The following is a 24,918-nucleotide window of genomic DNA, read 5'->3' as shown; positions in this document are numbered from 1 at the left end:
GATGCTCAAACGTACTCCAGCGGCAGCGCCGTCGTGTACTTGATCTGCTCCATCGCGAAGCTCGAGCTGACGTCGGCCAGCTCGGCGCCCTGGATCAGCCGCTTGTAGACGCGGTCGTAGGCGGCGATGTCGGGCACCACCACGCGCAGCAGGTAGTCGGTGTCGCCGGCCATCCGGTAGAACTCGGTGACCTCCGGGATCGATGCCACCAGCCCGTGAAAGGTCTTGAGCCACTTCGCGCTGTGCTGGTTGGTGCGGACCGACACGAACACCGTGACGCCGACGTTCAGCTTGGCGGGGTCGAGCAGCGCCACGCGCTTGCGGATCACGCCGCTCTCCTGCAGCTTCTGCACGCGGCGCCAGCAGGGCGTCGAGGTCAGGCCGACCCGTTCGGCCAGTTCGGCCACCGGCAGGTCGGCGTTCTGTTGCAGCTCGGCCAGGATCTGGCGGTCGTATCGGTCAAATCGGTCCATCGTGCTGGCTCCATCGGTATGGCGGGATTCGTTGGATCGCGAACGGGCGGCGCCACCGCGTCCAGCCACGGCCCTCGCGCCTCGCTGCGCCCTCACCGCGCCTCACCGCGCCTCACCGCCTGATGATGCGCTAGCCCGTCGCCACCAGCAGATTGATGCCGGTGGCGATCTGCGCGGCCTCCACGCCGTACAGATGCAGCGAGACGGCGATGTCGCCGGCCTCGCCGTCGTGCCGGTCCATGTGCTGGTCCATGTCCTGGGCCATGCCCCTGTCCATGCCCCGGCCCGCATGGCCGAGCGAGTGGATATGGCCAAGCCCCGCCGGCACGCTGAACACCGCGCCCGGCTCCCGCACGACGCCGCCGCTCGGCCGCGCAACTTGCGCCGCCTCGTCCCAGCGGTAGTGCCGCTCGTACAGCGAGCCCTGCAGCACGCGGTAGGCGCACCAGGTGCGGTGCCCGTGCACGGGACTCGCCTGGCCCGGGCGCCAGACCAGCAGCATCGCCGAGAAGCGCGCCATCGGGTCGGCATAGATCAGGTGGCGCGTATAGCCGTCCGGGCTGCCGGCACGCGCGGCCGCGGGCAACAGCGCCAGCAGCGCGTCGGCGTCGTCGCCGAGGCAGGCCTGGACCTGCGCCGCCACGCTGCGCGCGCTGTCGTCGAACACCCGTGCCAGCGCCGGCGACAGCGCGGACAGCGCGGACGGTCCGCACGAGGACGGCAGGCCGGCTTGCGGGCCGGCGGCTTGGGGCGACGACAGGCGCGACTGCGGTTCGGCGTGCAGGCTTGGCATGGAGACTCCGGAGGGCAAGAGAGCGGATGGGTCCGATCATAGCCAGCCGGGCCGAGCAAGCCGATCTAAAATGTGGTGCCGAAGCGATCCAGTAGGGAATGATATTCCGCTTCTATCGGATTTTCTAGAATATTTTTGCGCCGGCGGCCGCCGGGAGATAATGCGCCATGGAAATCAAATGGCTTGAAGACTTCGTCAGCCTGGCGGAGACGCACAGCTTCTCGCGCTCGGCCGAGCTGCGGCACGTGACCCAGCCCGCCTTCTCGCGCCGCATCCAGTCGCTCGAGGCCTGGCTCGGCACCGAGCTGATCGACCGCTCCAGCTATCCGACCAATCTGACCCCGGCCGGCAAGGTGTTCTACGAGCAGGCGCTGGCGATGCTGGCCCAGGTCAGCGAGACCCGTGCGCTGATGCGCGGCCAGCGCTCGGCCAACGCGCAGATGCTCGAATTCGCGGTGCCGCACACGCTATCGCTGACGTTCTTCCCCGAATGGCTGAAGGCGCTGGAGCGGCAGGTCGGCACGCTGGCCTGCCGGCTGCGCGCGCTGAACGTGCACGACGCGGTGCTGATGCTGGTCGAGGGCGGCTGCGACCTGGTGATGGTCTACCACCATCCGCGCCAGGCGATCCAGCTCGATCCCTCGCACTACGACATGCTGGTGCTCGGCGTCGAGCGGATGTCGCCGTTCAGCGTGCCCGATGCCAGCGGCAAGCCGCTGTACCGGCTGCCGGGCACCGACCGCAAGCCGGTGTCCTTCCTCAGCTATACGCCCAACGCTTTCCTCGGCCGGATGGTCGAGATGCTGCTGTCGGACACCAGCGAGTCGTTCAAGCTCGACAAATGCTACGAGACCGATATGGCCGAGGCCCTCAAGGTGATGGCGCTGGCCGGCCATGGCCTGGCCTTCCTGCCCGAGAGCGCGGTGCGGGAGGAGGTCGCGCAGGGCCGGCTGGTGCGGGCAGAGGGCCCGCGCGCGGCGCCGCTGTCGATCGAGATGGAGATCCGGCTGTACCGGGCGCGGCCCGGCGAGCATGGCAACGACCGGCGCGGCAGCCAGCTGCGCCGCAAGCGGGAGCTGGTCGACCGCATCTGGGCCAGCCTGTCGGCCGGCGCGGCGCCGATCGAGGGCGGGGCGGGCTGAGACCTGGGACGGGGCGGGCGGAGTTCGGAGAAGGGGCGGGCTGAGTGCGGGGACGCGCCGCCCACATGGCGTCCCGGCAACGCCCGGCAACGCCCGGCACCCCACTTCGGCGGAGTGGATCGCGCTCTCGCAAGGTTATGCATTTCCGGCATGACCGAATGAACAAACGGCATTGGATTTCCGCGGCGCGGCGCCCCTAAGCTTGTCGCCATTCCATTTCCGGATAACCACGATGTCTTCCGATTCGCCGATCATCACCGCTTCCGCGCATTCCGTCCCCTCCTATCTGAACGCCGACAACCTCGGCCCCTGGGGCATCTACCTGCAACAGGTCGACCGCGTGACTCCCTACCTGGGCTCGCTGGCCCGCTGGGTCGAAACGCTCAAGCGCCCCAAGCGCGCGCTGGTGGTCGACGTGCCGATCGAGATGGATGACGGCACCATCGCCCACTTCGAGGGCTATCGCGTCCAGCACAACACCTCGCGCGGCCCGGGCAAGGGCGGCGTGCGCTTCCACCAGGACGTGACCCTGTCCGAGGTGATGGCGCTGTCGGCCTGGATGTCGATCAAGAACGCCGCCGTCAACGTGCCGTACGGCGGCGCCAAGGGCGGTATCCGCGTCGACCCGCGCAAGCTGTCGCGCGCCGAGCTCGAACGCGTGACGCGCCGCTATACCAGCGAGATCAACATCATCATCGGGCCGAACAAGGACATCCCGGCCCCGGACGTCAACACCAACGAACAGGTGATGGCGTGGATGATGGACACCTATTCGATGAACGAGGGCAGCACGTCGACCGGCGTGGTCACCGGCAAGCCGATCTCGCTGGGCGGCTCGCTGGGCCGCCGCGAGGCGACCGGTCGCGGCGTGTTCGTCGTGGGCGCCGAGGCCGCGCGCAACCTGGGCTTGGAAATCAAGGGCGCGCGCATCGTCGTGCAGGGCTTCGGCAATGTCGGCAGCGTCGCCGCCAAGCTGTTCCACGAGGCCGGCGCCAAGGTCATCGCGGTGCAGGACCACAAGACCGCGCTGTTCGACCCGGCCGGCCTGGACGTGCCGGCGCTGATCGAACACGTCGCGCACAACGGCACCATCGACGGCTTCCGCGCCGAGACCATCAGCGCCGAGCAGTTCTGGCAGACCGAGAGCGAGATCCTGATCCCGGCCGCGCTGGAAGGCCAGATCACCGCCGCCAACGCGCCCCACATCAAGACCCGCATGGTCATCGAGGGCGCCAACGGCCCGACCACGCCCGAGGCCGACGATATCCTGCGCGAGCGCAATATCCTGGTGGCGCCGGACGTGATCGCCAACGCCGGCGGCGTCACGGTGTCGTACTTCGAATGGGTGCAGGACTTCTCCAGCTTCTTCTGGACCGAAGAGGAAATCAACCAACGGCTGGTACGGATCATGCAAGAGGCGTTCCGCTCCATCTGGCAGGTCGCGCAGGAGAACAAGGTCACGCTGCGGACCGCGGCGTTCATCATTGCCTGTACCCGTATCCTGCAGGCGCGCGAAATGCGCGGCCTGTATCCCTGATCGCCCAGCGCGAAATCGGGGCAATCGGACCCGCGCCGGGGCATGCGCCATGCTGCGATGCACCAAGGCGGGGTCCGGACGACAAGCGAGGCGGCAGCCGGAGATTCCGGCTGCCGCTTTTTTTATTACAGCCGCGTGGCGCAGCCGATTGCCGGACAGCGGCGGCTAGGGAAATACCCGTTGTATTGCAGCGTCGGCTTGCGCAATACTATTTCGTCGGCGGCACGTTTCTTGTTAGAGTCCCGCCTTTCTCTCATGGTCAAGGAGATGTTATGAAGGTTGCCAAACTGGCTGCGCTGATGATTGCGGCAGGCGTGCTGTGCGGTACCGCACAAGCGGCCGAGCAATTGACCGGCACGCTGAAGAAGATCAAAGACACGGGTGTCATTACGCTGGGCGTGCGGGAATCGTCGATTCCCTTCAGCTATAACCTCGGCGGCGTCCGCACGGTCGGCTATTCCTATGACATCAACGTCAAGATCGTCGAGGCGATCAAGGACCAGCTGAAGCTGCCGAACCTGCAGGTCAAGGAAATTCCGATCACCTCGCAGAACCGCATTTCGCTGCTGCAGAACGGCACCATCGATATCGAGTGCGGCTCGACCACCAATAACCTCGACCGCCAGAAGCAGGTTGCCTTCAGCAATACCATCTTCATCATCGGCACCCGCTTCATGACCAAGAAGGACAGCGGGATCAAGGACTGGGCCGACCTGAAGGGCAAGAACGTCGTCACCACCGCCGGCACCACGTCCGAGCGCCTGCTGCGCACGATGAACGACCAGCAGAAGCTGGGCATGAACATCATCAGCACCAAGGACCACGGCCAGTCGTTCCTGACGCTGGAGTCGGGCCGCGCCGCCGCCTTCATGATGGACGACGCGCTGCTGTACGGCGAGCGCGCCAAGGCCCGCAACCCGGCCGACTGGGTCGTCACCGGCAAGCCGCAGTCGCGCGAATCGTACGGCTGCATGCTGCGCAAGGACGATGCCCCGTTCAAGAAGGTCGCCGACACGGTGATCGCCAATCTGATGAAGAGCGGCGAGATCAACAACCTCTACGCCAAGTGGTTCACCCAGCCGGTGCCGCCGAAGGGCCTGAACCTGGACTTCCCGATGTCCGACGACATGAAGGCACTCATCAAGAACCCGAACGACAAGGCGCTCGACTGATTCGGCTCCAGTCACGCGTGTGAAACGGAAGGCGTGCGCGAAGGCATGTCCTTCCGTTTCTTTTTGAGGACGCATCATGAATTACAACTGGCATTGGGGTGTTTTCCTCGAAGAAGCCGCGATGAACGAGACCTATCTCGACTGGATGATTTCCGGTCTGAAGGTCACCATCGCGCTCGGCCTGACTTCGTGGGTAATCGCCCTGATCATCGGCTCGATTCTCGGCGTATTGCGCACGGTTCCGAATAAATTCCTGTCGGGTATCGCGGCCACCTACGTCGAAATCTTCCGCAATATTCCGCTGCTGGTGCAGCTGTTCATCTGGTATTTCGTCGTTCCCGAATTGCTGCCGTTCGGCGAATCGATCAAGCAGATGAATCCGTTCACCCAGCAATTCCTGGCCGCGATGTTCTGCCTCGGCACCTTTACCGCCGCGCGGATCTGCGAACAGGTGCGCTCGGGCATCAACTCGCTGCCGCCGGGACAGCGCAACGCCGGCCTGGCGATGGGCTTCACGCTGCCGCAGACCTATCGCTACGTGCTGCTGCCGATGTCGTTCCGCGTCATCGTGCCGCCGCTGACCTCCGAATTCCTGAACATCTTCAAGAACTCGGCGGTGGCGTCGACGATCGGCCTGCTGGAACTGGCGGCGCAGGGGCGCCAGCTGGTCGACTACACGGCGCGGCCGTACGAGTCCTTCATCGCGGTCACGCTGATGTACGCGCTGATCAATATCGTCGTCATGCTGGGAATGCGCTGGGTGGAAAAGCGCACGCGCGTGCCGGGCTTCATCGGCAGCAAGTAAGGGGAACGCGATGGCTTATTCATTCGATTTCACCTCGATCAACGCCGATACGCTGCACGTGCTCGGCGAGGGCATGATGGTGTCGCTCAAGATCACCGCCACCGCGGTGGTGGTCGGCATCGTCTGGGGCACCATCCTGGCGATGATGCGCCTGTCCTCGGTCAAGCCGCTGAACTGGTTTGCGCAGGGCTACGTCACCGTGTTCCGCTCGATACCGCTGGTGATGGTGCTGCTCTGGTTCTTCCTGATCATTCCGCAGGTGCTGCAGGGCATCTTCAATCTGTCGCCCGCGACCGATCTGCGCATGACGTCCGCGCTGGTCGCGTTCGCGCTGTTCGAGGCGGCCTATTACTCGGAGATCATCCGTGCCGGCATCCAGAGCGTGTCGCGCGGGCAGATGTACGCGGCGCAGGCGCTCGGCATGACCTATGGGCAGACCATGCGGCTGGTGGTGCTGCCGCAGGCGTTCCGCAACATGGTGCCGCTGCTGCTGACGCAGGGCATCATCCTGTTCCAGGATACCTCGCTGGTCTACGTCAGCGCGCTGGCCGATTTCTTCGGGCAGGCGTATGGCATCGGCGAACGCGATGGCCGCATCGTCGAGATGCTGCTGTTCGCGGGTCTGGTCTATTTCGTGATCTGTTTTTCCGCATCGTTGCTGGTCAAGCGATACCAGAAAAAGGTGGCTGTATGATCGAAATCAATAACGTTTCCAAGTGGTACGGCTCCTTCCAGGTGCTGACCGATTGCACCACCCGCGTGGCCAAGGGCGAAGTGGTGGTGGTGTGCGGCCCGTCCGGTTCGGGCAAGTCCACGCTGATCAAGACCGTCAATGCGCTCGAGCCCTTCCAGAAGGGCGAGATCTTCGTCGACGGCACCCCCGTTGGCGGACCGAAGACCGATCTGCCGAAGCTGCGTTCGCGCGTCGGCATGGTGTTCCAGAACTTCGAGCTGTTTCCGCACCTGTCGATCACCGAGAACCTGACGATCGCGCAGATCAAGGTGCTGGGCCGCTCGCGCGACGAGGCGATGGCCAAGGGCATGAAGTACCTGGAGCGCGTGGGCCTGAAGAACCAGGCCAACAAGTTTCCGGGTCAGCTGTCGGGCGGCCAGCAGCAGCGCGTGGCGATCGCGCGCGCACTGTCGATGGATCCGATCTGCATGCTGTTCGACGAGCCGACCTCGGCGCTGGACCCCGAGATGGTCAATGAAGTGCTGGACGTGATGGTGCAGCTGGCCCACGAGGGCATGACGATGATGTGCGTGACCCACGAGATGGGCTTTGCCCGCAAGGTGGCGAACCGCGTGATCTTCATGGACCAGGGCCGCATCGTCGAGGACACGCCGAAGGAGGAGTTCTTCGGCAATATCGAGGCGCGTTCGGAGCGGGCCCGCCAGTTCCTGTCGAAGATCCTGCAGCACTGAGCAGAGGGCTCCCTCTCCCCCGGCCCCTCTCCCGCCTGCGGGAGAGGGGCGTCACCCCCCCTCAAGTACAGGCCGAATTGGCCGCGTTGCGCGCCTGCACCTCGGGCGGAATCGGCACCGTCAGCGTCATCGTCGGCTGGCCGGCCTCGAACATCATCAATTCCCCCGGCGCGAACGGCGTCCACACTTCATCGTCGGTCAGCGGCGCGGTGGCGATCACCGCCACGCGGTCTTCCGGCGTGGTCACCTGGGCGAAGTCGATCGACAGGTCCGCATCGATCAGATGCGCGGTCGAGAACGGCCATTGGCGCACCAGGTAATACAGCCGCGTCGAACAGTGCGCGAACAGCGCCTGCCCATTGCTCAGCAGATAGTTGAAGACACCGTACAGCGTGATCTCGCGCGTGATGTCGGCCAGCGCGTGGCACAGCTCGTTCAGCGGCGGCTGCGAGCCGGGGAAACGCTTGCGCAGGCCCTGCATCAGCGCGCAAAACGCCAGCTCGCTGTCGGTGTCGCCGACCGGCTGATAGACCCCAGACAGGAACGGCGCGAAGCCCTTCAGGTCGCCGTTGTGGGCGAAGATCCAGTGGCGGCCCCACAGCTCGCGCATGAACGGATGGCAGTTCTCCAGCCGCACCGTGCCCTGCGTGGCCTTGCGGATATGGGAGATGACGTTCTTCGACTTGATCGGGTAGTTCTTGATCAGTTCGGCCACCGGCGAGGTGCCCGCCGACTGGTTGTCGATGAACAGGCGGCAGGCCTTGTCCTCGAAGAAGGCCACGCCAAAGCCGTCGGCATGATGATCCGTGACGCCGCCGCGCGCGGCGAAGCCGGTGAAGGAGAACGTCACGTCGGTCGGCGTGGCGCAGTTCATGCCGAGCAGCTGGCACATGGCGTGGGACCGGGACGGCGTGAGGGCCGGCCGATTGCAATAGAATTGCGACATTATCCCGCCGGGCCGGGCGTTCTGCCAAGCACGGCCGCGGCCGCCGGCGCGGTGCGCTGGCGTGGCAGCCCGAGGCGGCCGAATCGCCCGGCGATCCGCTTCCACCAGCCGCTATTAGCTTCCACCAGCCGCTACTTCGCTGCAACGAGCTTCAACCAGCCTCAACCAGCCTCAACCAGCCTCCACATCGAGCCCTCCGCCATGAGCCAATACAAGATTGCCGTGATCCCCGGAGACGGGATCGGCACCGAAGTGATGCCCGAAGGCGTCCGCGTGATGGACGCCGCCGCGCGCCGCTTCGGCATCGACCTGCAGTGGGACCATTTCGATTTTTCCAGCTGCGACTACTACGCCCGCCACGGCAAGATGCTGCCGGACGACTGGTTCGATACGCTGTCGCGCTATGACGCGATCTATTTCGGCGCGGTGGGCTGGCCGGCCACGGTACCCGACCATGTGTCGCTGTGGGGCTCGCTGCTGCAGTTCCGCCGGGCCTTCGACCAGTACGTGAACCTGCGCCCGGTCCGGCTGATGCCCGGCATCCGCAGCCCGCTGGCCGACCGCAAGCCCGGCGACATCGATTTCTACGTGGTGCGCGAGAACACCGAGGGCGAGTATTCCAGCATCGGCGGCCGCATGTTCCCGGGCACCGAGCGCGAGGTCGTGATCCAGGAAACGGTGATGAGCCGGATCGGCGTCGACCGCATCCTGAAGTTCGCCTTCGAGCTGGCCAGCAAGCGTCCGAAGAAGCATCTGACCTCGGCCACCAAGTCCAACGGCATCTCGATCACGATGCCCTACTGGGACGAGCGGGTCGAGGCGATGGCGGCGAACTATCCGGACCTGAAGGTCGACAAGTACCACATCGACATCCTGACCGCGAACTTCGTGCTGCATCCGGACTGGTTCGACGTGGTGGTGGCCAGCAACCTGTTCGGCGACATCCTGTCGGACCTTGGCCCCGCGTGTACCGGCACCATCGGCGTCGCGCCGTCGGCCAATATCAATCCGGAGCGAACCTATCCCAGCCTGTTCGAGCCGGTGCACGGCTCCGCGCCCGATATTGCCGGCCGCGGCATCGCCAATCCGATCGGTCAGATCTGGTGCGGGGCGATGATGCTCGAACACCTGGGCCATGCGGATGCCGGCGCGGCGGTGCTGGGCGCGATCGAATCGGTGCTGGCCGCCGGGCCCGCGCACGCGCCGCTGACGCGCGATATCGGCGGCAACGCCGGCACCGCCGACCTCGGCCGCGCGATCGCGGAAGCGCTGTGAGCGAGACCACCAAGCGGGGCATGGACCCGCGCGCGCTGCTGCGCGCGAGCTTCGATGCGGCGGTCGCGGCCGCCGATCCGCTGCGCATCGTCGACGCGTACCTGCCGCCGCCGAGCCGCCAGGGCCGCACGCTGGTGGTCGGCGCCGGCAAGGCCGCGGCGTCGATGGCGCTGGCGGTCGAGCGCGCCTATGCCGGTGCCGGCGTCGCGCTCGAAGGGCTGGTCGTCACGCGCTACGCGCATGGCCTGCCGACCGAACATGTGAAAGTCATCGAGGCCGGCCACCCGGTGCCGGACGAGGCGGGCGAGCGCGCCGCGGCGGAAATCCTGGCCCGCGTGCAGGCGCTCGGGCCCGAGGACCGGCTGATCGTGCTGGTCTCCGGCGGCGGCTCCAGCCTGCTGTCGCTGCCCGCCGAGGGCGTGTCGATGGCCGATCTGCGCGCCACCACGCAGGAGCTGCTGCGCTGCGGGGCGCCGATCACCGAGATGAACGTGGTGCGCAAGCATCTGTCGCGCATCCAGGGTGGGCGCCTGGCCCAGGCCAGCCGCGCGCCGGTGACCACGCTGATCGTCTCGGACGTCGCCGGCGACGATCCCAGCGCCATCGCGTCGGGTCCGACCGTCGCCGATCCCAGCACCTACGACGATGCGCTGGCGATCCTGCGCCGCTACGAGGCCCGCGTGCCGCCCGCGGTGCAGGCCTATCTCGAGGCCGGCGCGCGCGGCGAGCATGCCGAGACGCCGAAGCCCGGCGATCCGCTGTTCGCGCGCGTCGACAACCGCATGATCGCCACCGCGCACGGCAGCCTGGCGGCCGCCGCCGAGGTGTTCCGCGCGCACGGCGTGACCCCGGTGATCCTCGGCGATACCGTCACGGGCGAGGCCCGCGAGGTAGCGCGCGTCTACGCGGCGCTGGTGCGCGAAATCCGCGCGTACAATGCGCCGTTTGCCGCGCCGGTGGCGCTGATCTCCGGCGGCGAATGCACCGTGACGCTGCCCAAGGACGGCGCCGGACGCGCCCGCGGCGGCCGCTGCTCCGAATTCCTGCTGTCGCTGGCGATCGAACTGGAGGGCGTGGCCGACGTGCATGCGATCGCCGCCGATACCGACGGCATCGACGGCTCGGAGGACAATGCCGGCGCGCTGGCCGACCCGGGCACGCTGGCCCGCGCCGAGGCGGCCGGCATGCCGGCGCGCCGCCAGCTGGAGGCGCACGATGCCTGGGGCCTGTTCGATGCGATCGGCGACCTGGTCGTGACCGGGCCGACCCGCACCAACGTCAACGACTACCGTGCCATCCTGATCCTGTAATCGCCAATCGTCCACGCCGCCCGCCGCCGCCGCTGCGGACCGCTGCCGACCGCTCAATCCCACGCTTTCGATTTGCCGAAGTCATGACCCAGACCCTGACCATCACCCGCCCCGACGACTGGCACCTGCATCTGCGCGACGGCGCCGCCCTCGCTGCCGTGCTGCCCGATACCGCGCGCCAGTTCGCCCGCGCCATCGTGATGCCGAACCTGAAGCCGCCGGTCACCACGGTGGCGCAGGCGCAGGCCTATCGCGCCCGCATCCTGGCGGCGCTGCCGGCCGGCCTGTCGTTCGAGCCGCTGATGACGCTGTACCTGACCGACAACACGCAGGCCGACGAGATCGTCGCCGCCAGGGCGAGCGGCTTCGTCCATGGGGTCAAGCTGTATCCGGCTGGCGCGACCACCAACAGCGATGCCGGCGTGACCGACATCCGCCGCTGCAGCGCGGCGCTGGAGGCGATGCAGCGCGTCGGCCTGCCGCTGCTGGTGCACGGCGAGGTCACCGACAGCGAGATCGACCTGTTCGATCGCGAGGCGGTCTTCATCGAGCGCGTGATGACGCCGCTGCGCCGCGATTTCCCGGGGCTGAAGGTCGTGTTCGAACACATCACGACCAAGGACGCGGCCGACTACGTGCGCGAGGCCGAAGGGCCGATCGGCGCGACCATCACTGCGCATCACCTGCTGTACAACCGCAACGCGATCTTCATCGGCGGCATCCGCCCGCATTACTACTGCCTGCCGGTGCTCAAGCGCGAGACCCATCGCCAGGCGCTGGTGGCGGCCGCGGTATCGGGCAACCCGCGCTTCTTCCTCGGCACCGACAGTGCGCCGCACGCGCGCGGCCTGAAGGAGCACGCCTGCGGCTGCGCGGGCTGCTATACCGCGCTGCATGCGATGGAGTTGTATGCCGAGGCCTTCGATGCCGCCGGCGCGCTCGACAAGCTGGAAGGCTTCGCCAGTTTCCACGGGCCCGACTTCTACGGCCTGCCGCGCAATACCGGCACGCTGACGCTGCGGCGCGAGCCGTGGCAGCTGCCCGAAGCGCTGCCGTACGGCGAGACGGAGCTGGTGCCGCTGCGGGGCGGCGAGACGCTGCAATGGAAGGCCGCGCTGGCCGCCTGAGCGGTGGGCGGTCCCAGCGCTGAGCGGGCCGTCGAGGGCCTGGAGCCTGCTGTCCAGGGCCTCACGCCTGCCGTCGACCTGGCGCAGCGGCTGGCCCGGGTCGACTGGTCCCGGCCCTGGTTTGCGCCGTTCGCGCGGGCGGGCGCCGCGATCGCGGCCGAGGTCGGCCAGGGCCGGCCGGTTCATGCGGCGCTCGATGCCTTTGCCGCCGCACAGGGGCTGACCAATGCCGCCGGTCTGCCGCTGCGCTTCGTCCCGCAGCACACGCTGCCGCCCGGCAGCGCCTACGAGGCCCATATCCACGCGCACGGCGAGGTGCCGACGCGCGAGAACCTGCACGACTTTTTCAACGGCCTGATCTGGCTGCATTTCCCGCGCACGAAGGCGATGCTGAACCGGCTGCAGGCCATGGCCATCGCCGCGCACGGCGTGCAGCCCACGCGCGGGCCGTTGCGCGACGCGGCGACGCTGTTCGACGAGAACGCGGTGCTGTTCGTCTGCGCCGAGCCGCGGCTGGAGGCGGCGCTAAGAGGATTTCGCTGGCGCGAACTGTTCATCGACGGCCGCAACGCGTGGCCTGATCGCTGCGCGGTGGTGCCGTTCGGCCATGCGCTGCTGGAAAAACTGGTCGCACCCTACAAGTCAATCACGGCGCACGCCTGGCCGATCGCCCGTTCGCTCGCCGATCCGCATCCGGCCACGGCGCAGACGCTGGATGGGCCGCTGGCCGGGATGCTCGCGCAGGCGCGGCTGCGGGGCCGGAGCAGCTTCGCGCCGCTGCCGGTGCTCGGCATTCCGCACTGGTGGCCGGCCAATGCCGATCCCGCTTTCTACGACGACACCACGGTGTTCCGCCCCGGCCGCCGCGGTCCCGGCGGTCCCAGTGGTCCCAGTGGTCCCAGTGGTCCCAGTGGTCCCAGTGGTCCCAGTGGTCCCAGTGGTCCCAGTGGTCCCAGTGGTCCCAGTGGTCCCGGCGGTCCCGGCGGTCCCGGCGGTATCAGCGGTATCAGCGGTATCAGCGGTCCCGGCGGTATCAACGATATCGGCGATGCAAGCGGTACTGGCGAGGCCGGCGCGACCGGCGGGATCGACCCAAAGGTGCTAGACTGCGGCCCGCGAAGCAGGACAGACAACCGCTGCTCGCCCGGCAACGGGCGAGGGGAGGAAAGTCCGGACTCCACAGGGCAGGGTGGTGGCTAACAGCCATCCACGGCAACGTGCGGAATAGGGCCACAGAGACGAGTCTTCGCGCCGGGTTTTGCCCGGTGCGAAGGGTGAAACGCGGTAACCTCCACCCGGAGCAATCCCAAATAGGCAGACGATGAAGCGGCCCGCCGAGTCTGCGGGTAGGGAGCTGGAGCCGGCCGGTAACGGTCGGCCTAGAGGAATGGTTGTCACGCGCGCGCGGATCGCAAGGCCCGTGCGCCGCGCACAGAATCCGGCTTATCGGCCTGCTTCGCTTCGAATTCGCTTCCCGGTGCGGCGCGCCGGGAACGCCTCAAAGGCGCCGACGCGCCAGTATCAAGCTTTCCGGTCTTACACCTCGACCAGTTCGACGCTGTGGCTGATCTCGGCCGTCTTGGCCAGCATGATCGACGCCGAGCAGTACTTGTCGTGCGACAGCTGCACCGCGCGTTCGACGGTCGCCGGGTTCAGGTTGCGGCCGGTCACCGTGAACTTGAAGTGGATGCGGGTGAACACCTTCGGATCCTCGGCGGCCCGGTCTGCCTGCAGCGTGACGGAGCAGCCGCGCACGTCGTGGCGTCCGCGCTTCAGGATCAGCACCACGTCATAGGCGGTGCAGCCGCCGGTGCCGAGCAGCACCATCTCCATCGGCCGCGGCGCCAGGTTGTGACCGCCGCCCTCCGGGGCACCGTCCATCGCGACGAGGTGACCGCTGCCGGTCTGCGCCACGAAGCTCATGCCGTCGTTGCCCATCCAGGTGACCTTGCATTCCATTTCGTTCGTTCCTGCTCTCAATGTTTCGTTTCGATGCTGCGATGCGCGTGCATCGAGCGCTTGCATTTTCCTCAAATTTTCCTTGCGCCGTGTGGTGTCTTTGCCGCTCGAACGGGCGGAAAACCGAGGGAAACCTCTAAGATGTCAGTTTGATGACATCTCGGCCTACCCGTAAGTTGTTGAATTTTAAGCTTTTCTGCTGGCTGTCGTCGCCGTGACAATTTTTTGCATTACGAAATGCCATTTCGCACTGCAAATTTTCTTGCATCGCACAAGCCGTCATGTATAATTCCAACCATTGAACGACGGCGCGCCGATGGCCCGCCAGAGTGCGAAAGCGAAGGGTGGTCGAAGCGACCGAGGCAGTTTCCCGACGCCAGCCCGCACCGCCGGCCCCGTCCCGTTGTTCGCCCAGTGTCTCCTCCACCCTCCTCCTTTGGTGGATTCAAACCCAAGCCTCAGCGGCTTGGGTTTTTTTTCGCCCCTGCGCCGCTTCCTTTCCTGGAAAAAGCGGTCCGCGAGACACTGCATGCCCCGATCTCTTGACGGCAAACGCATTGTTTGCTTGTGCCGGGCGGCGAACCGCAAGTATAATCGAGGGCTTTTCCGTCATGCCCGCGGAAGAAGAACTCAGGGAGAGCCTGCACACACAAGCAGGAAGGTCAGGTCCAAAGGGCCGGCCGACGACGAAAGTCATGTTACGGGCAGGTTCTACAAGTCTCAGGAAAGATCATGAAAACCTTTTCCGCCAAGCCTCATGAGGTAAAGCGCGACTGGTTCGTGATTGACGCGACGGACAAAGTCCTCGGCCGTGTCGCCAGCGAAGTGGCACGCCGTCTGCGCGGCAAACACAAGCCGGAATTTACTCCGCACGTCGACACGGGCGATTACATCATCGTCGTCAACGCGGCCAAACTGCGTGTCACCGGCACGAAGGAAACCGACAAGAAGTACTACCGCCACTCGGGCTACCCGGGCGGTATCTACGAAACCACGTTTGGCAAGATGCAACAGCGCTTCCCGGGCCGCGCCCTGGAGAAGGCTGTCAAGGGCATGCTGCCGAAGGGTCCGCTGGGCTATGCGATGATCAAGAAGCTGAAGGTGTACGCCGAAGCCGAGCATCCGCATGAAGCGCAGCAGCCCAAGGCGCTGGAAATCTAAGGGGGCCATCCATGATCGGAAATTGGAACTACGGTACTGGCCGCCGCAAGAGCGCTGTGGCTCGTGTCTTCATCAAGTCGGGCAAGGGCGACATCGTCGTCAATGGCAAGCCCATCAACGAGTACTTCGCTCGCGAAACCTCGCTGATGATCGTGCGCCAGCCGCTCGAACTGACCGCCCACGCACAGACCTTCGACATCAAGGTCAACGTGACCGGCGGCGGCGAAACCGGCCAGGCCGGTGCGGTGCGCCACGGCATCACCCGCGCGCTGATCGACTATGACGCCACGCTGAAGTCCGCGCTGTCCAAGGCCGGCTTCGTCACCCGCGATGCGCGTGAAGTCGAGCGCAAGAAGGTCGGTCTGCACAAGGCACGTCGTCGCAAGCAGTTCTCGAAGCGTTGATGCGCCGGGCAAGCCGGGATCCTGTCCCGGATTGCGCAGCCAGCAAGAACCGCACGCCTGTCGTGCGGTTTTTGTTTTGGTAGCGTCGCTGTCTGGAGCGTCGTTGCCTGGTGCGCCTTTGCTTTGGAGCATCGTTGCCAGCAGCGTTGTTGCCGCATCACGGTGGTACGGGCAGTTGGCCGCACAATGCATCGTCATGGATACAATGGCGCTTTCCCAAGTTTCCCAGTGAGGCCGCGATGCTGTTTTCGAAGAAGAAAGGGTTGACGATCGACACCCTGATCGGTCGCCAGACCGTCGTCGAAGGCGACCTCCACTTCTCGGGCGGCCTGCGGCTCGACGGCCGCGTGCGCGGCAACGTGCTGGCCGTGGCCGATCAGCCGAGCATGCTGGTGGTCAGCGAGACCGGCGTGGTCGAGGGCGAGGTCAAGGTCGGCCATCTGGTGTTGAACGGCACGGTGACCGGTCCGGTACATGCCGCCGAGCTGCTGGAACTGCAGCCGCAGGCCCGTGTGCAGGGCGAAGTGCATTACGCGGCTCTGGAAATGCACCAGGGCGCGATTGTCGAGGGCCGTCTGGTTCCGCTCGGGAACACCGAGCCCAAGCAGTTGCCCAACTTGAAACTGGCCGCAGGCAGCGAAGAAAGCGCCTGAGGCCGCGCGCCCGGAAATGCGCGTGAACCATGCCCCTTGAATCGATGGGGGATCGGCACGATCTTTCCAGTGCGCTTAGAATACCGGCGTATCTAAATAGGAGAACCCCATGAACGCAGTCGCAGAGGCACCCGTTACCGAGGACGTGCCGGCCCCGTTCGTCTTTACCGACAGCGCCGCCGACAAGGTCAAGCAGTTGATCGAGGAAGAGGGCAATGCCGATCTGAAACTGCGCGTCTTCGTGCAGGGCGGCGGTTGTTCCGGCTTCCAGTACGGCTTCACGTTCGACGAGGAAGTGAATGAGGACGACACCACGATGGTCAAGAACGGCGTCACCCTGTTGATCGACTCGATGAGCTACCAGTATCTGGTCGGCGCGGAGATCGACTACAAGGAAGACATCAACGGCGCCCAGTTCGTGATCAAGAACCCGAACGCCACGACCACCTGCGGTTGCGGCTCGTCGTTCTCGGTCTGACGCCAGTCCGCCTCGGCAAAGAAAAAGCGCACCAGCCGGTGCGCTTTTTTGTTGCCCTCTTTATTACTCCATCGGTTGCTCGGTCTGTTGCCGCTTCGGTTGCCGCTTCGGTTGCCCCCTCCTGTCAGCCCCTGCTGTTACCCTCAATTTCCGGCGGCGGCCGGGGGTCTTACTGCGTCGCCCGCCAGACCACCGGAAACCAGTCCTCGCGCATGCGCTCTCCGTCGGCGAGCCCGATGCCCGGGAAGGGCGGCGAGGTGCGGCCCGGGCGGGCGATGTAGCGCACATCGTCGCCGAGAAAGCGCGCCGAAAACGCGCGCCGGCGTCCGGTGCCGGTATTGCCGGCGGCGCCATGGACGGTGCGGAAATCGAACACCACCGCGTCGCCCGGCTCCAGCTCCGGCGTCAGGATCCGGTGCGAACCGTCCTCGACGTCGGGCATCTCCATGAAGGCGTCGTCGCCGGCATAGAAGTTGTCGTTGCTGGCCCAGCGCTTGGGCCGTACCAGCCTGGGCCAGCGATGCGAGCCGAGCACCACGCGCAGCGTGTTGGCGGTAGTGACCGGGTCCAGCGGAATCCAGTAGCTGGCGGTCTGCCAGCCGTCGACGCAGTAATAGGGCAGGTCCTGATGCCAGGGCGTCGGCTTGGCCGTGCCGGGTTCCTTGACCAGGATGTGCTCGTGGAAGACCTGGGCCGCCTGCGAGCGCATCAGTTGCCCCGCGATCGCGGCCGCCGGCGACTCCCGCATGAAGGCCGCGAAGGCGGGAATGCGCTGCCAGTTGCAGTAGTCCTCGAAGAAGCGGCCGCTCTCGCCGCTGCGCACGTTCTCGATGGCAAACGGCCCCGGCGACGCCAGGTTCTGCTCGAAGCCTTCGCGCAACCGCTCGACCCAGCCGCTGAAGGCACCCCGTAGGACCAGCGCGCCGTCGCGCTGGTAGGTCTCGATCTGCGTGGCGCTGATTTCCATGGCTCCCCCTGAGTGATATCGGTCTGCGACGACAGTATCGAGGGCCCCTCTGAATAGGGAAAGCATATATTTTCTATGCTTCAATATAGCCTATCTCTATAAAGCGGCCCCGACCCCTATCTCGACCCCGACCCCGACCCCGCCCCCCCGGGCCCGTCCCGGGTTCCGGCTCCCTGGCCCCCAGGCCCAGCCCGCCACGCTCGCGATGATCGCCTTCTCCTTCCGCCAACTCGAATACTTTGTCGCCGTCGCCGAGCAGGGCAGCATCAGCGGCGCGGCGCGCGTGCGGCATGTGTCGCAGCCCTCGGTGTCGCTGGCGATCGGCCAGCTCGAACAGATCCTAGGTACGCCGCTGTTCCGCCGGCAGGTCAGCCGCGGACTGGCGCTGACCCCGGCGGGCCAACGGCTGCTGGCGCGCGCCCGCGACATCCTCGCGCTGGCCGCTGGCATTGGCGCCGACGAGGGCGAGGCGGCGACGCTGAGCGGCCAGCTGTCGCTGGTCTGCTTCCAGGACCTCGGTCCCTACCATGTGCCGGCGCTGCTGGCCGGTTTTCGCGCCCGCCATCCCGGCGTCGCCGTGACGCTGTTCGAGGCGGATCTGGCCACGGTTGCGCGCACGCTGCACGCCGGCAAGGCCGAGCTTGCGCTGACCTACGACCTCGGCTTCGACCACCGCGTGCTGCGCTGGCGCCTTGCCGAGCTGGCCCCCTATGCGCTGCTGCCGGCCGAGCATCCGCTGGCCGCGCAGCCGGACGTCAGCCTTGCCGAGCTGGCCGGCGAGCGCCTGATCCTCGAGGACATCGCGCAGACGCGCGAGTATTTCCTGTCCTTGTTCTGGGCCCACGGCCTGTACCCGCAGCTGCATCAGTACACGCAGACCTTCGAGATGCAGCGCGGCCTGGTCGCGCACGGCTATGGCGTGGCGCTGTCCTGCACGCGACCGGCCGGCGATCGCAGCTACGACGGTACGCCGATCGCTTGCCGCCCATTGCGCGAGACCGTGACGCCGCAGCGCGTGGTGCTGGCGCGGGCGGAATCGATCCGGCCCTCGCCGGTGGCGGAGGCCTTCATTCGGTGGGTCGAGCTGGAACGGGGTGCCGTGGCGTTGCACGAGGAGGGGCAGGCCGGCGCGGCCCGCTGAGACCGGTCCGCCGGTCCGCCAATCCGCCAGTCCACGGCACGCGAGAAGCGCGAGGCCGGGACCGCCGCGTCGCCGGAGCGATCAGCGCGGGTAAATCGCGCCGAGTACGCGCGGGCCGGCGGCGCCGGTCACCGTCGGCATATTGCCCGGTTGGCGGCGCAGGCATTGGCGCGCCAGCCAGGCAAAGGCGAGCGCCTCGACCTGCAGGACCGGCACGCCGAAATCGTCAGAGGTTTGCACGGTGACGCCGGGCAGGGCGGCCGCCAGGCGCGCCATCACGAAGCCGTTGCGGGCCCCGCCGCCGCAGACGATCAGGCGCCGCGCGTCCGGCGCATGGCGGCGGGTATCCCGCGCGATCGCCTCGGCGGTCAACGCCGCCAGCGTGGCCTGCACGTGCTGCGGGTCGCGTTCGGCGTCCTGCAGTTGCGCGTCCAGCCAGGCCGGATGGAACAGGTCGCGGCCGGTGCTCTTCGGCGGGGTTTGCTTGAAATAGGGCTCGTCGAGCAGCCGCGCCAGCAGCGCCTCGTCGATGCGGCCGCCGGCCGCCCAGTCGCCGTTGCCGTCGAAGGGCTGGCCGCGATGGCGCGCGATCCAGTGGTCCAGCAGCGCATTGCCCGGGCCGCAGTCGAAGCCGATCACCGGCCCGCCATCGCCGGGCAGCACGCTGATATTGGAGATGCCGCCGATATTGCAGACCACGCGGGTCTCGCCGGCCAGGCCGAACAGCGCCTGGTGCACGGCCGGCACCAGCGGCGCGCCCTGTCCGCCCGCGGCGACATCGCGGCTGCGGAAATCGGCAATGACGTCGATGCCGGTCAGCTCGGCGAGCAGCGCCGGATGCTGGCTCTGGCGCGTATAGCCGATGCCGTCGTAGCGGCCGGGACGGTGGCGGATGGTCTGGCCATGCGCGCCGATCGCCGCGACGGCGTCGGGCTGCACGGCGGCGTCGCGCAACAGTGCGGCCACGCAGTCGGCATAGACGCGCGCCAGCGCATTGGCGGCCAGCGCCTCGCGATGGATCTCGTCGTCGCCGGGCTGCTGCAGCGCGCCGAAGGCGGCGCGCAGGTCGTCGGGAAACGGTTGGTGGCTGGCCGCGAGGACCCGGGGCTGGGCCCCGGCGAAGTCCACCAGCACGCCGTCGGCCCCGTCCATGCTGGTGCCGGACATCAGGCCGATCAGGAGTTCGGGGCGCGTGGCGGGCATCGCGGCGTGGGGCGGTGCGCTCGGTGCCGCGTCAGTTGCCGTTGGAGGCGACGTTGTAGGTTCGCAGCGCGTTGATCCGGCTCAGCATGTCGCTGGTGTAGCTCAGGAACTGCTGGCGCGCGCGACCGGTCAGCGCCGGCGATTCCATCAGCGTGATCGTCAGCGGGTTCTGCGGCACGTCGTTGTGGCGGAACTCGTAGTGCAGGTGCGGACCGGTGGCCCAGCCGGTCGAGCCGACGTAGCCGATCAGCTGCCCCTGCATCACGCGCTGCCCTTGCTGGATGCCGGCAAAGCGCGACAGATGCGCGTAGTAGGTCGAGTAGCCGTTGTGGTGCCTGATGACGACGATGTTGCCGTAACCGTTCTGCTGCCCGACGAAATCGACTTCGCCATCGCCGGTGGCGAACACCTTGGTGCCGGTCGGCGCGGCGAAGTCCACGCCCTTGTGCTGCTGCCACTGATGGTGCAGCGGGTGGTCGCGGCCGCCGAAACCCGACGACATCCGCGAGAACTCGACCGGCGAACGCAGGAACGGCCGCTTCATGCTGCGTCCGTCGAAGGTGTAGTAGGCGCCGTTCTTGCCGTCCGGCGCGTACCACAGCGCCTGGTGCAGCTGGTTGCGATTGATCAGTTCGATGGCGACCACGCGGCCGTTGCGCACGAAGGCCCCGTCGCGATAGCCCGATTCGTAGACGATGCGGAAGCGGTCGCCCTTGACGATGTCGTGGTGGAAGTCGATCACGCCCGAGAAGATCGAGATCATCTGGTCGACCACCTCATCGGGCACGTTGGCCGCGTCCATCGCCTTGAAGAAGCCGCCCGTGCCGATCGTGCCCGAGCCCATCTCGTAGTGCAGCTCGTTCTTGACGACCTCGATGCGGGCCTTGTACTCCGGATCGGCCAGGTCGCCGGCGCGCTCGATCACCAGCTGGCGCGAGATCGAGACGTCGCCGCCCATGTTGGCCTGCAGCGAGACCAGCAGATTGCTCTGGTCGACTTCCGCCTGCACGATCTGGCCCGGTTCGAGCTTGAACAGGCCGCGCGCGGTCGGGTTCTTGTGGATGAAGGCCTGCGCGTCGGGGTCGTCCACGCCGAGCCGCTTGAGCAGCGTGGCGATGGTGTCGCCGCGCTGCATGCGCTCCTGGCGTACGAAGGTGGCGCTGGTATCGGTCAGGCGCTCGAGCTGGTCGCGCAGGTCGGGCAGGCGCATGCCCTGGACCACGCGGGGCGCGTCGGGATCGTCGTAGGCGGTGCGCGGTGCCACGCCCATGGCGGCGGCCATGCCGAGCGTAAAGACGGTCGCGACCGACGCCGTCAATTGCTTGCGGCGGCGCGCATGCAGCGCATGGGTCGGATCGACGAGCACCACGAGCTCACGCGCGAAAACTTCGCGGAGTCTGGACCACATCACGTAAAATTCTGCCTTGGTTCGGGCTCCGCTGCCGCGACGATCTGTGCGTGTCTGCCTTCCTCCCCCGAGGTGCGGCGCGGGCTGTCTTTCGTTTGCCGCCTACAATGGCGGTTGGCCTACGGGATGGCTCCCGGCCGGCCGAATCGGCGGATTATACCAAAAACTTCCCCGGTGTCCGCCCGAATGTTCATGTTTTTCAACGACTTAAGTCATGACCGACGTATCCTCCGGCGCCGCGACCTCCTATCCCCTGACACCGTCCGTGATGCACGCGCTGGAAGTGTCCAAGCGCGGCTGCGACGAACTGCTGATCGAATCCGAATGGCTGCAGAAGCTGGCGCGTAGCGAAGCGACCGGCGTGCCGTTGCGGATCAAGCTGGGCCTGGATCCGACCGCGCCGGACATCCACATCGGCCACACGGTCGTGCTCAACAAGATGCGCCAGCTGCAGGACCTCGGCCATCACGTGATCTTCCTGATCGGCGACTTCACTTCGACCATCGGCGATCCGTCCGGCCGCAACAGCACCCGGCCGCCGCTGACGCGCGAACAGATCGAAGCCAACGCGCAGACCTATTACCGCCAGGCCAGCCTGGTGCTCGACCCGTCCAGGACCGAGATCCGCTACAACAGCGAGTGGTGCGACCCGTTGGGCGCGCGCGGCATGATCCAGCTCGCCGCGAAGTACACCGTCGCCCGCATGATGGAGCGCGACGACTTCACCAAGCGCTACCGGTCTGGGATTCCGATTTCGGTCCATGAGTTCCTTTACCCGCTGATGCAGGGCTACGACTCAGTTGCATTGAAGTCCGATCTGGAGCTCGGCGGTACCGACCAGAAGTTCAATCTGCTGGTCGGCCGCGAGCTGCAGAAGGAATACGGCCAGGAGCCGCAGTGCATCCTGACCATGCCGCTGCTGGTCGGCCTGGACGGCGTCGAGAAGATGTCCAAGTCCAAGGGCAACTACGTCGGCGTGACCGAGCCGCCCAGCGAGATGTTCGGCAAGCTGATGAGTATCTCGGACGACCTGATGTGGCGCTACTACGAATTGCTGTCGTTCCGCCCGATGTCCGAGATCGACCTGATGAAGCAGGAAGTGGCGCTCGGCCGCAACCCGCGCGACTGCAAGGTGATGCTGGCGCAGGAGATCGTCACGCGCTTCCACAGCGCGGCCGATGCCGGCAAGGCGCTGGAGGACTTCAACCACCGCGCCCGCGGCGGCGTGCCCGACGACATCCCCGAAGTCAGCCTGTCCGGCGCGCCGCTGGGCATCGCGCAGCTGCTCAAGCAGGCCAACCTGGTGCCGTCGTCGTCCGAGGCCAACCGCAATATCGAGCAGGGCGGCGTGCGCATCGATGGCACCCAGATCAGCGACAAGGCGCTGAAGGTCGAGGCCGGCACCTATGTGGTCCAGGTCGGCAAGCGCCGTTTCGCGCGCGTGACGCTGTCCTGAGGCGGCCCCGATGATTGCGTTGATCCAGCGCGTGGCGCGAGCCAGCGTGACGGTCGATGGCCGGGTCACCGGCGAGATCGGTGCCGGCCTGCTGGCGCTGGTCTGCGCCGAACGCGGCGACACCGAGAGCGAGGCCGAGCGCCTGCTGGCCAAGCTGCTCGGCTATCGGGTGTTCTCGGACGCCGCCGGCAAGATGAACCTGCCGGTGCGCGACATCGACGGCAAGGGCACGCCAGGCGGCCTGCTGGTGGTGTCGCAGTTCACGCTGGCCGCCGATACCAACAGTGGCACGCGGCCCAGCTTCACGCCGGCGGCCTCGCCCGAGGACGGCCGCCGCCTGTACGAGCATTTCGTCGCCCGCGCGCGCGCCGCGCATCCCGAGGTGCAGACCGGGGAGTTCGGCGCGATGATGCAGGTCAGCCTGGTCAACGACGGCCCGGTCACGTTCTGGCTGCGGGTGCCGCCACCGTCGCCGCCGTCCCCGTCCCCGTCATCCACGCCGCCCCGCGCGGCCAACCCTTGAGCGCAAGGAGACAAGCATGAGACTCTGGAGCAACGCCTTTGCCGACATGGCGCCGATTCCCGGCGAGTTCGCCTTTGCCGTGCCGGATGCCGCCAACCACATCACGCTGTCCGGCAACCGCAATCCGGACCTGCACTGGGAAGGCGCGCCCTCGGGCACGCGCTCGTTCGTGCTGATCTGCCACGATCGCGACGTGCCCAGCCGCGGCGACGACGTCAACCAGGAAGGCCGCGAAGTCCCGGCCAGCCTGCCGCGCGTGGACTTCTTCCACTGGGTGCTGGTCGACATCCCGCCGGGCCTGACGACGATCTCGGCCGGCTCGCACAGCGACGGCGTGATCGCGCGCGGCAAGCCCGGTCCGGAGGCGACCGGCGGCACCGCGGCCGCGGGCGGCCTGCGCCACGGCGTCAACGACTACACCAGCTGGTTCGCCGGCGACAAGGACATGGCGGGCGACTACTACGGCTACGACGGCCCGTGCCCGCCGTGGAACGACGCGATCGTGCACCACTACGTGTTCACGATCTATGCGCTGGATCTGGACCGCCTGCCGCTCGAGGGCCGCTTCACCGGCGCGCAGGTGCGCGAGGCGATCGAAGGCCACGTGCTCGATCAGGCCAGCCTGACCGGCACCTATACCCTGAACCCCAAACTGGCGGCGAAGCAGTCGGCCGGCTGACGCCGCCGCAGCCCCAACACCAAGAAAAAGCGCGCACCCGGCGCGCGCGAAGGAAACGGCATGACGTTCACGCCCGGGCCGCAGTCGCTGCTGGCCATCACCCATCTGATCGTGATCCGACACGGCGAAACGGCCTGGAACCGCGAACGGCGGCTGCAGGGGCAGCTCGATATCCCGCTGAACGATACCGGCCACGCGCAGGCACGCGCGCTGGCCAGTTCGCTGGCGGGCGAACCGGTCGACGCGATCTATTCGAGCGACCTGTCGCGCGCGATGCAGACCGCGGCGCCGCTGTCCGAAGCGCTGGGCGTGCCGGTACAGTCGGAGCCGCGCCTGCGCGAGCGCTGCTACGGCACGCTCGAGGGCATGACCTATGCCGAGGTCGCGCAGCAGCGGCCGGAGGACTTCGCCCGCTGGCAGGCGCGCGTGCCGGACTACGCGCCGCCGCAGGGCGAGTCGCTGCGCGATTTCCACGAGCGCGCGGTCGAGGTCGTGCTGGCGCTGGTGCGCCGTCATCCGGGCGAGCGCATCGCGCTGGTCGCGCACGGCGGCGTGCTCGACTGCCTGTATCGCGAGGCCACCGGCATGACGCTGGAAGCGCCGCGCGAGCACGAGCTGCTCAATGCCAGCGTCAATCGCCTGCGCAGCGACAGCCATCGGCTGACCGTGGCGCAGTGGGCCGACGTCAGCCACCTGGCCACGCTGACGCTGGACGAGGTCGATCGGCGCGTGCCGTGACTTACGGCAGCGCCGATTCCGGTCGGCGCTATCCTCCGGCGCTATTCCCCGGCGCTATTCCCCGGCGCTATTCCCCGGCGTTATTCCGCGGCGCTATTCCGGAGCGCAACTTCCAGCGCTGTGCCGCGGCGTTATTGCCGAGC

General features: G+C 67.0%; 25 protein-coding genes, 1 other RNA gene and 1 pseudogene. 20 read left to right on the top strand and 7 right to left on the bottom strand.

The window, feature by feature from the left end:
- Window positions 1-5: 5 nt before the first annotated feature.
- Both F1599_RS21585 and F1599_RS21580 read right to left on the bottom strand, forming a co-directional pair.
- Window positions 6-473: an Lrp/AsnC family transcriptional regulator gene (locus F1599_RS21585; protein ID WP_149317657.1), complete on the bottom strand. Its 468-nt coding sequence runs from the start codon at window positions 471-473 to the stop codon at window positions 6-8.
- Window positions 474-603: 130 nt separating this feature from the next.
- Window positions 604-1,266, bottom strand: coding sequence for a cysteine dioxygenase family protein (locus F1599_RS21580; protein WP_150084459.1), 663 nt, complete (start codon window positions 1,264-1,266; stop codon window positions 604-606).
- Between the two features lie 167 nt (window positions 1,267-1,433).
- Between F1599_RS21580 and F1599_RS21575 the strand changes: the two genes are divergently transcribed.
- The 6 genes from F1599_RS21575 (at window position 1,434) to F1599_RS21550 (ending at window position 7,347) form a co-directional block, all read left to right on the top strand.
- Complete coding sequence (locus F1599_RS21575) at window positions 1,434-2,408, top strand: LysR substrate-binding domain-containing protein (RefSeq protein WP_149317659.1); 975 nt, start codon at window positions 1,434-1,436, stop codon at window positions 2,406-2,408.
- Between the two features lie 232 nt (window positions 2,409-2,640).
- Entirely contained in the window at window positions 2,641-3,945 is a 1,305-nt protein-coding gene (locus tag F1599_RS21570) for a Glu/Leu/Phe/Val family dehydrogenase (RefSeq protein ID WP_149317660.1), read from the top strand.
- A gap of 272 nt (window positions 3,946-4,217) precedes the next feature.
- A complete protein-coding gene (locus tag F1599_RS21565) occupies window positions 4,218-5,117 on the top strand; it encodes a glutamate/aspartate ABC transporter substrate-binding protein (RefSeq protein ID WP_149317661.1) in 900 nt (299 codons plus the stop codon).
- A 76-nt stretch (window positions 5,118-5,193) separates the two neighbouring features.
- Window positions 5,194-5,922, top strand: coding sequence for an amino acid ABC transporter permease (locus F1599_RS21560; RefSeq protein ID WP_006578983.1), 729 nt, complete (start codon window positions 5,194-5,196; stop codon window positions 5,920-5,922).
- Between the two features lie 10 nt (window positions 5,923-5,932).
- A complete protein-coding gene (gltK, locus tag F1599_RS21555; RefSeq protein WP_149317662.1) occupies window positions 5,933-6,616 on the top strand; it encodes a glutamate/aspartate ABC transporter permease GltK in 684 nt (227 codons plus the stop codon).
- Window positions 6,613-7,347, top strand: a complete 735-nt coding sequence (locus tag F1599_RS21550; RefSeq protein WP_149317663.1) for an amino acid ABC transporter ATP-binding protein — start codon at window positions 6,613-6,615, stop codon at window positions 7,345-7,347. The genes gltK and F1599_RS21550 overlap by 4 nt, the downstream gene beginning before the upstream one ends.
- A 61-nt stretch (window positions 7,348-7,408) precedes the next feature.
- Here the strand turns inward: F1599_RS21550 and F1599_RS21545 are convergent, their stop codons facing one another.
- The gene (locus tag F1599_RS21545) at window positions 7,409-8,239 is read right to left on the bottom strand and encodes a class II glutamine amidotransferase (protein ID WP_149317664.1); all 831 of its coding nucleotides are present in this window, start codon (window positions 8,237-8,239) and stop codon (window positions 7,409-7,411) included.
- A 255-nt stretch (window positions 8,240-8,494) separates the two neighbouring features.
- Between F1599_RS21545 and F1599_RS21540 the strand changes: the two genes are divergently transcribed.
- The 5 genes and pseudogenes from F1599_RS21540 to rnpB all read left to right on the top strand — a co-directional run bounded on the left by F1599_RS21540 (window position 8,495) and on the right by rnpB (window position 13,467).
- A complete protein-coding gene (locus F1599_RS21540) occupies window positions 8,495-9,568 on the top strand; it encodes a tartrate dehydrogenase (RefSeq protein ID WP_149317665.1) in 1,074 nt (357 codons plus the stop codon).
- 20 nt (window positions 9,569-9,588) lie between these two features.
- Entirely contained in the window at window positions 9,589-10,878 is a 1,290-nt protein-coding gene (locus tag F1599_RS21535) for a glycerate kinase type-2 family protein (RefSeq protein ID WP_150084543.1), read from the top strand.
- Window positions 10,879-10,961: 83 nt separating this feature from the next.
- A complete protein-coding gene (pyrC, locus tag F1599_RS21530; protein WP_150084457.1) occupies window positions 10,962-12,005 on the top strand; it encodes a dihydroorotase in 1,044 nt (347 codons plus the stop codon).
- A gap of 39 nt (window positions 12,006-12,044) precedes the next feature.
- A pseudogene (locus F1599_RS21525) lies at window positions 12,045-12,875 on the top strand (DUF3025 domain-containing protein); the annotation flags it as partial.
- A gap of 247 nt (window positions 12,876-13,122) precedes the next feature.
- Window positions 13,123-13,467: RNase P RNA component class A (gene rnpB / locus F1599_RS21515), an RNA gene on the top strand.
- A 74-nt stretch (window positions 13,468-13,541) separates the two neighbouring features.
- On the opposite strand, the gene F1599_RS21510 is transcribed toward rnpB, so the two are convergent.
- Window positions 13,542-13,964 carry an OsmC family protein gene (locus tag F1599_RS21510; protein ID WP_006576931.1) on the bottom strand — a complete coding sequence of 141 codons (423 nt, stop codon included), beginning with the start codon at window positions 13,962-13,964 and terminating at the stop codon, window positions 13,542-13,544.
- 732 nt (window positions 13,965-14,696) lie between these two features.
- Between F1599_RS21510 and rplM the strand changes: the two genes are divergently transcribed.
- From rplM to erpA, 4 genes are all read left to right on the top strand, one after another.
- Entirely contained in the window at window positions 14,697-15,125 is a 429-nt protein-coding gene (rplM, locus tag F1599_RS21505) for a 50S ribosomal protein L13 (RefSeq protein ID WP_006576930.1), read from the top strand.
- An 11-nt stretch (window positions 15,126-15,136) separates the two neighbouring features.
- Window positions 15,137-15,529, top strand: coding sequence for a 30S ribosomal protein S9 (gene rpsI / locus F1599_RS21500; RefSeq protein ID WP_006576929.1), 393 nt, complete (start codon window positions 15,137-15,139; stop codon window positions 15,527-15,529).
- 239 nt (window positions 15,530-15,768) lie between these two features.
- Window positions 15,769-16,182, top strand: coding sequence for a bactofilin family protein (locus F1599_RS21495; RefSeq protein ID WP_149317667.1), 414 nt, complete (start codon window positions 15,769-15,771; stop codon window positions 16,180-16,182).
- A gap of 109 nt (window positions 16,183-16,291) precedes the next feature.
- Entirely contained in the window at window positions 16,292-16,660 is a 369-nt protein-coding gene (gene erpA / locus F1599_RS21490; RefSeq protein ID WP_149317668.1) for an iron-sulfur cluster insertion protein ErpA, read from the top strand.
- 169 nt (window positions 16,661-16,829) lie between these two features.
- On the opposite strand, the gene F1599_RS21485 is transcribed toward erpA, so the two are convergent.
- A complete protein-coding gene (locus F1599_RS21485; protein WP_150084456.1) occupies window positions 16,830-17,627 on the bottom strand; it encodes a phytanoyl-CoA dioxygenase family protein in 798 nt (265 codons plus the stop codon).
- A gap of 205 nt (window positions 17,628-17,832) precedes the next feature.
- Between F1599_RS21485 and F1599_RS21480 the strand changes: the two genes are divergently transcribed.
- A complete protein-coding gene (locus F1599_RS21480) occupies window positions 17,833-18,768 on the top strand; it encodes a LysR substrate-binding domain-containing protein (RefSeq protein ID WP_150084454.1) in 936 nt (311 codons plus the stop codon).
- Between the two features lie 81 nt (window positions 18,769-18,849).
- Here the strand turns inward: F1599_RS21480 and F1599_RS21475 are convergent, their stop codons facing one another.
- Both F1599_RS21475 and F1599_RS21470 read right to left on the bottom strand, forming a co-directional pair.
- The gene (locus tag F1599_RS21475) at window positions 18,850-19,971 is read right to left on the bottom strand and encodes an anhydro-N-acetylmuramic acid kinase (protein ID WP_150084452.1); all 1,122 of its coding nucleotides are present in this window, start codon (window positions 19,969-19,971) and stop codon (window positions 18,850-18,852) included.
- 31 nt (window positions 19,972-20,002) lie between these two features.
- Window positions 20,003-21,379 (bottom strand): M23 family metallopeptidase, encoded by a 1,377-nt coding sequence (locus F1599_RS21470; RefSeq protein ID WP_150084450.1) that lies wholly within the window; start codon window positions 21,377-21,379, stop codon window positions 20,003-20,005.
- A 214-nt stretch (window positions 21,380-21,593) separates the two neighbouring features.
- On the opposite strand from F1599_RS21470, the gene tyrS reads away from it, so the two are divergent.
- Genes tyrS through F1599_RS21450 form a run of 4 tightly spaced genes read left to right on the top strand, consistent with a single transcriptional unit; the run spans window position 21,594 to window position 24,775 of the window.
- Entirely contained in the window at window positions 21,594-22,835 is a 1,242-nt protein-coding gene (gene tyrS, locus F1599_RS21465; RefSeq protein WP_149317673.1) for a tyrosine--tRNA ligase, read from the top strand.
- A 10-nt stretch (window positions 22,836-22,845) separates the two neighbouring features.
- On the top strand, window positions 22,846-23,358 hold the full coding sequence (gene dtd / locus F1599_RS21460) for a D-aminoacyl-tRNA deacylase (protein WP_149317674.1): 513 nt from the start codon (window positions 22,846-22,848) through the stop codon (window positions 23,356-23,358).
- A 16-nt stretch (window positions 23,359-23,374) separates the two neighbouring features.
- Complete coding sequence (locus F1599_RS21455) at window positions 23,375-24,037, top strand: YbhB/YbcL family Raf kinase inhibitor-like protein (protein ID WP_149317675.1); 663 nt, start codon at window positions 23,375-23,377, stop codon at window positions 24,035-24,037.
- 60 nt (window positions 24,038-24,097) lie between these two features.
- Window positions 24,098-24,775, top strand: a complete 678-nt coding sequence (locus tag F1599_RS21450; RefSeq protein ID WP_150084448.1) for a histidine phosphatase family protein — start codon at window positions 24,098-24,100, stop codon at window positions 24,773-24,775.
- Window positions 24,776-24,918: the final 143 nt, after the last annotated feature.

This window comes from Cupriavidus cauae, assembly GCF_008632125.1.
GTDB classification, from domain to species: Bacteria; Pseudomonadota; Gammaproteobacteria; order Burkholderiales; family Burkholderiaceae; genus Cupriavidus; species Cupriavidus cauae.
Note: the sequence above shows the minus strand (reverse complement) of the source record. Positions and strands in the feature narration are given on the sequence as shown.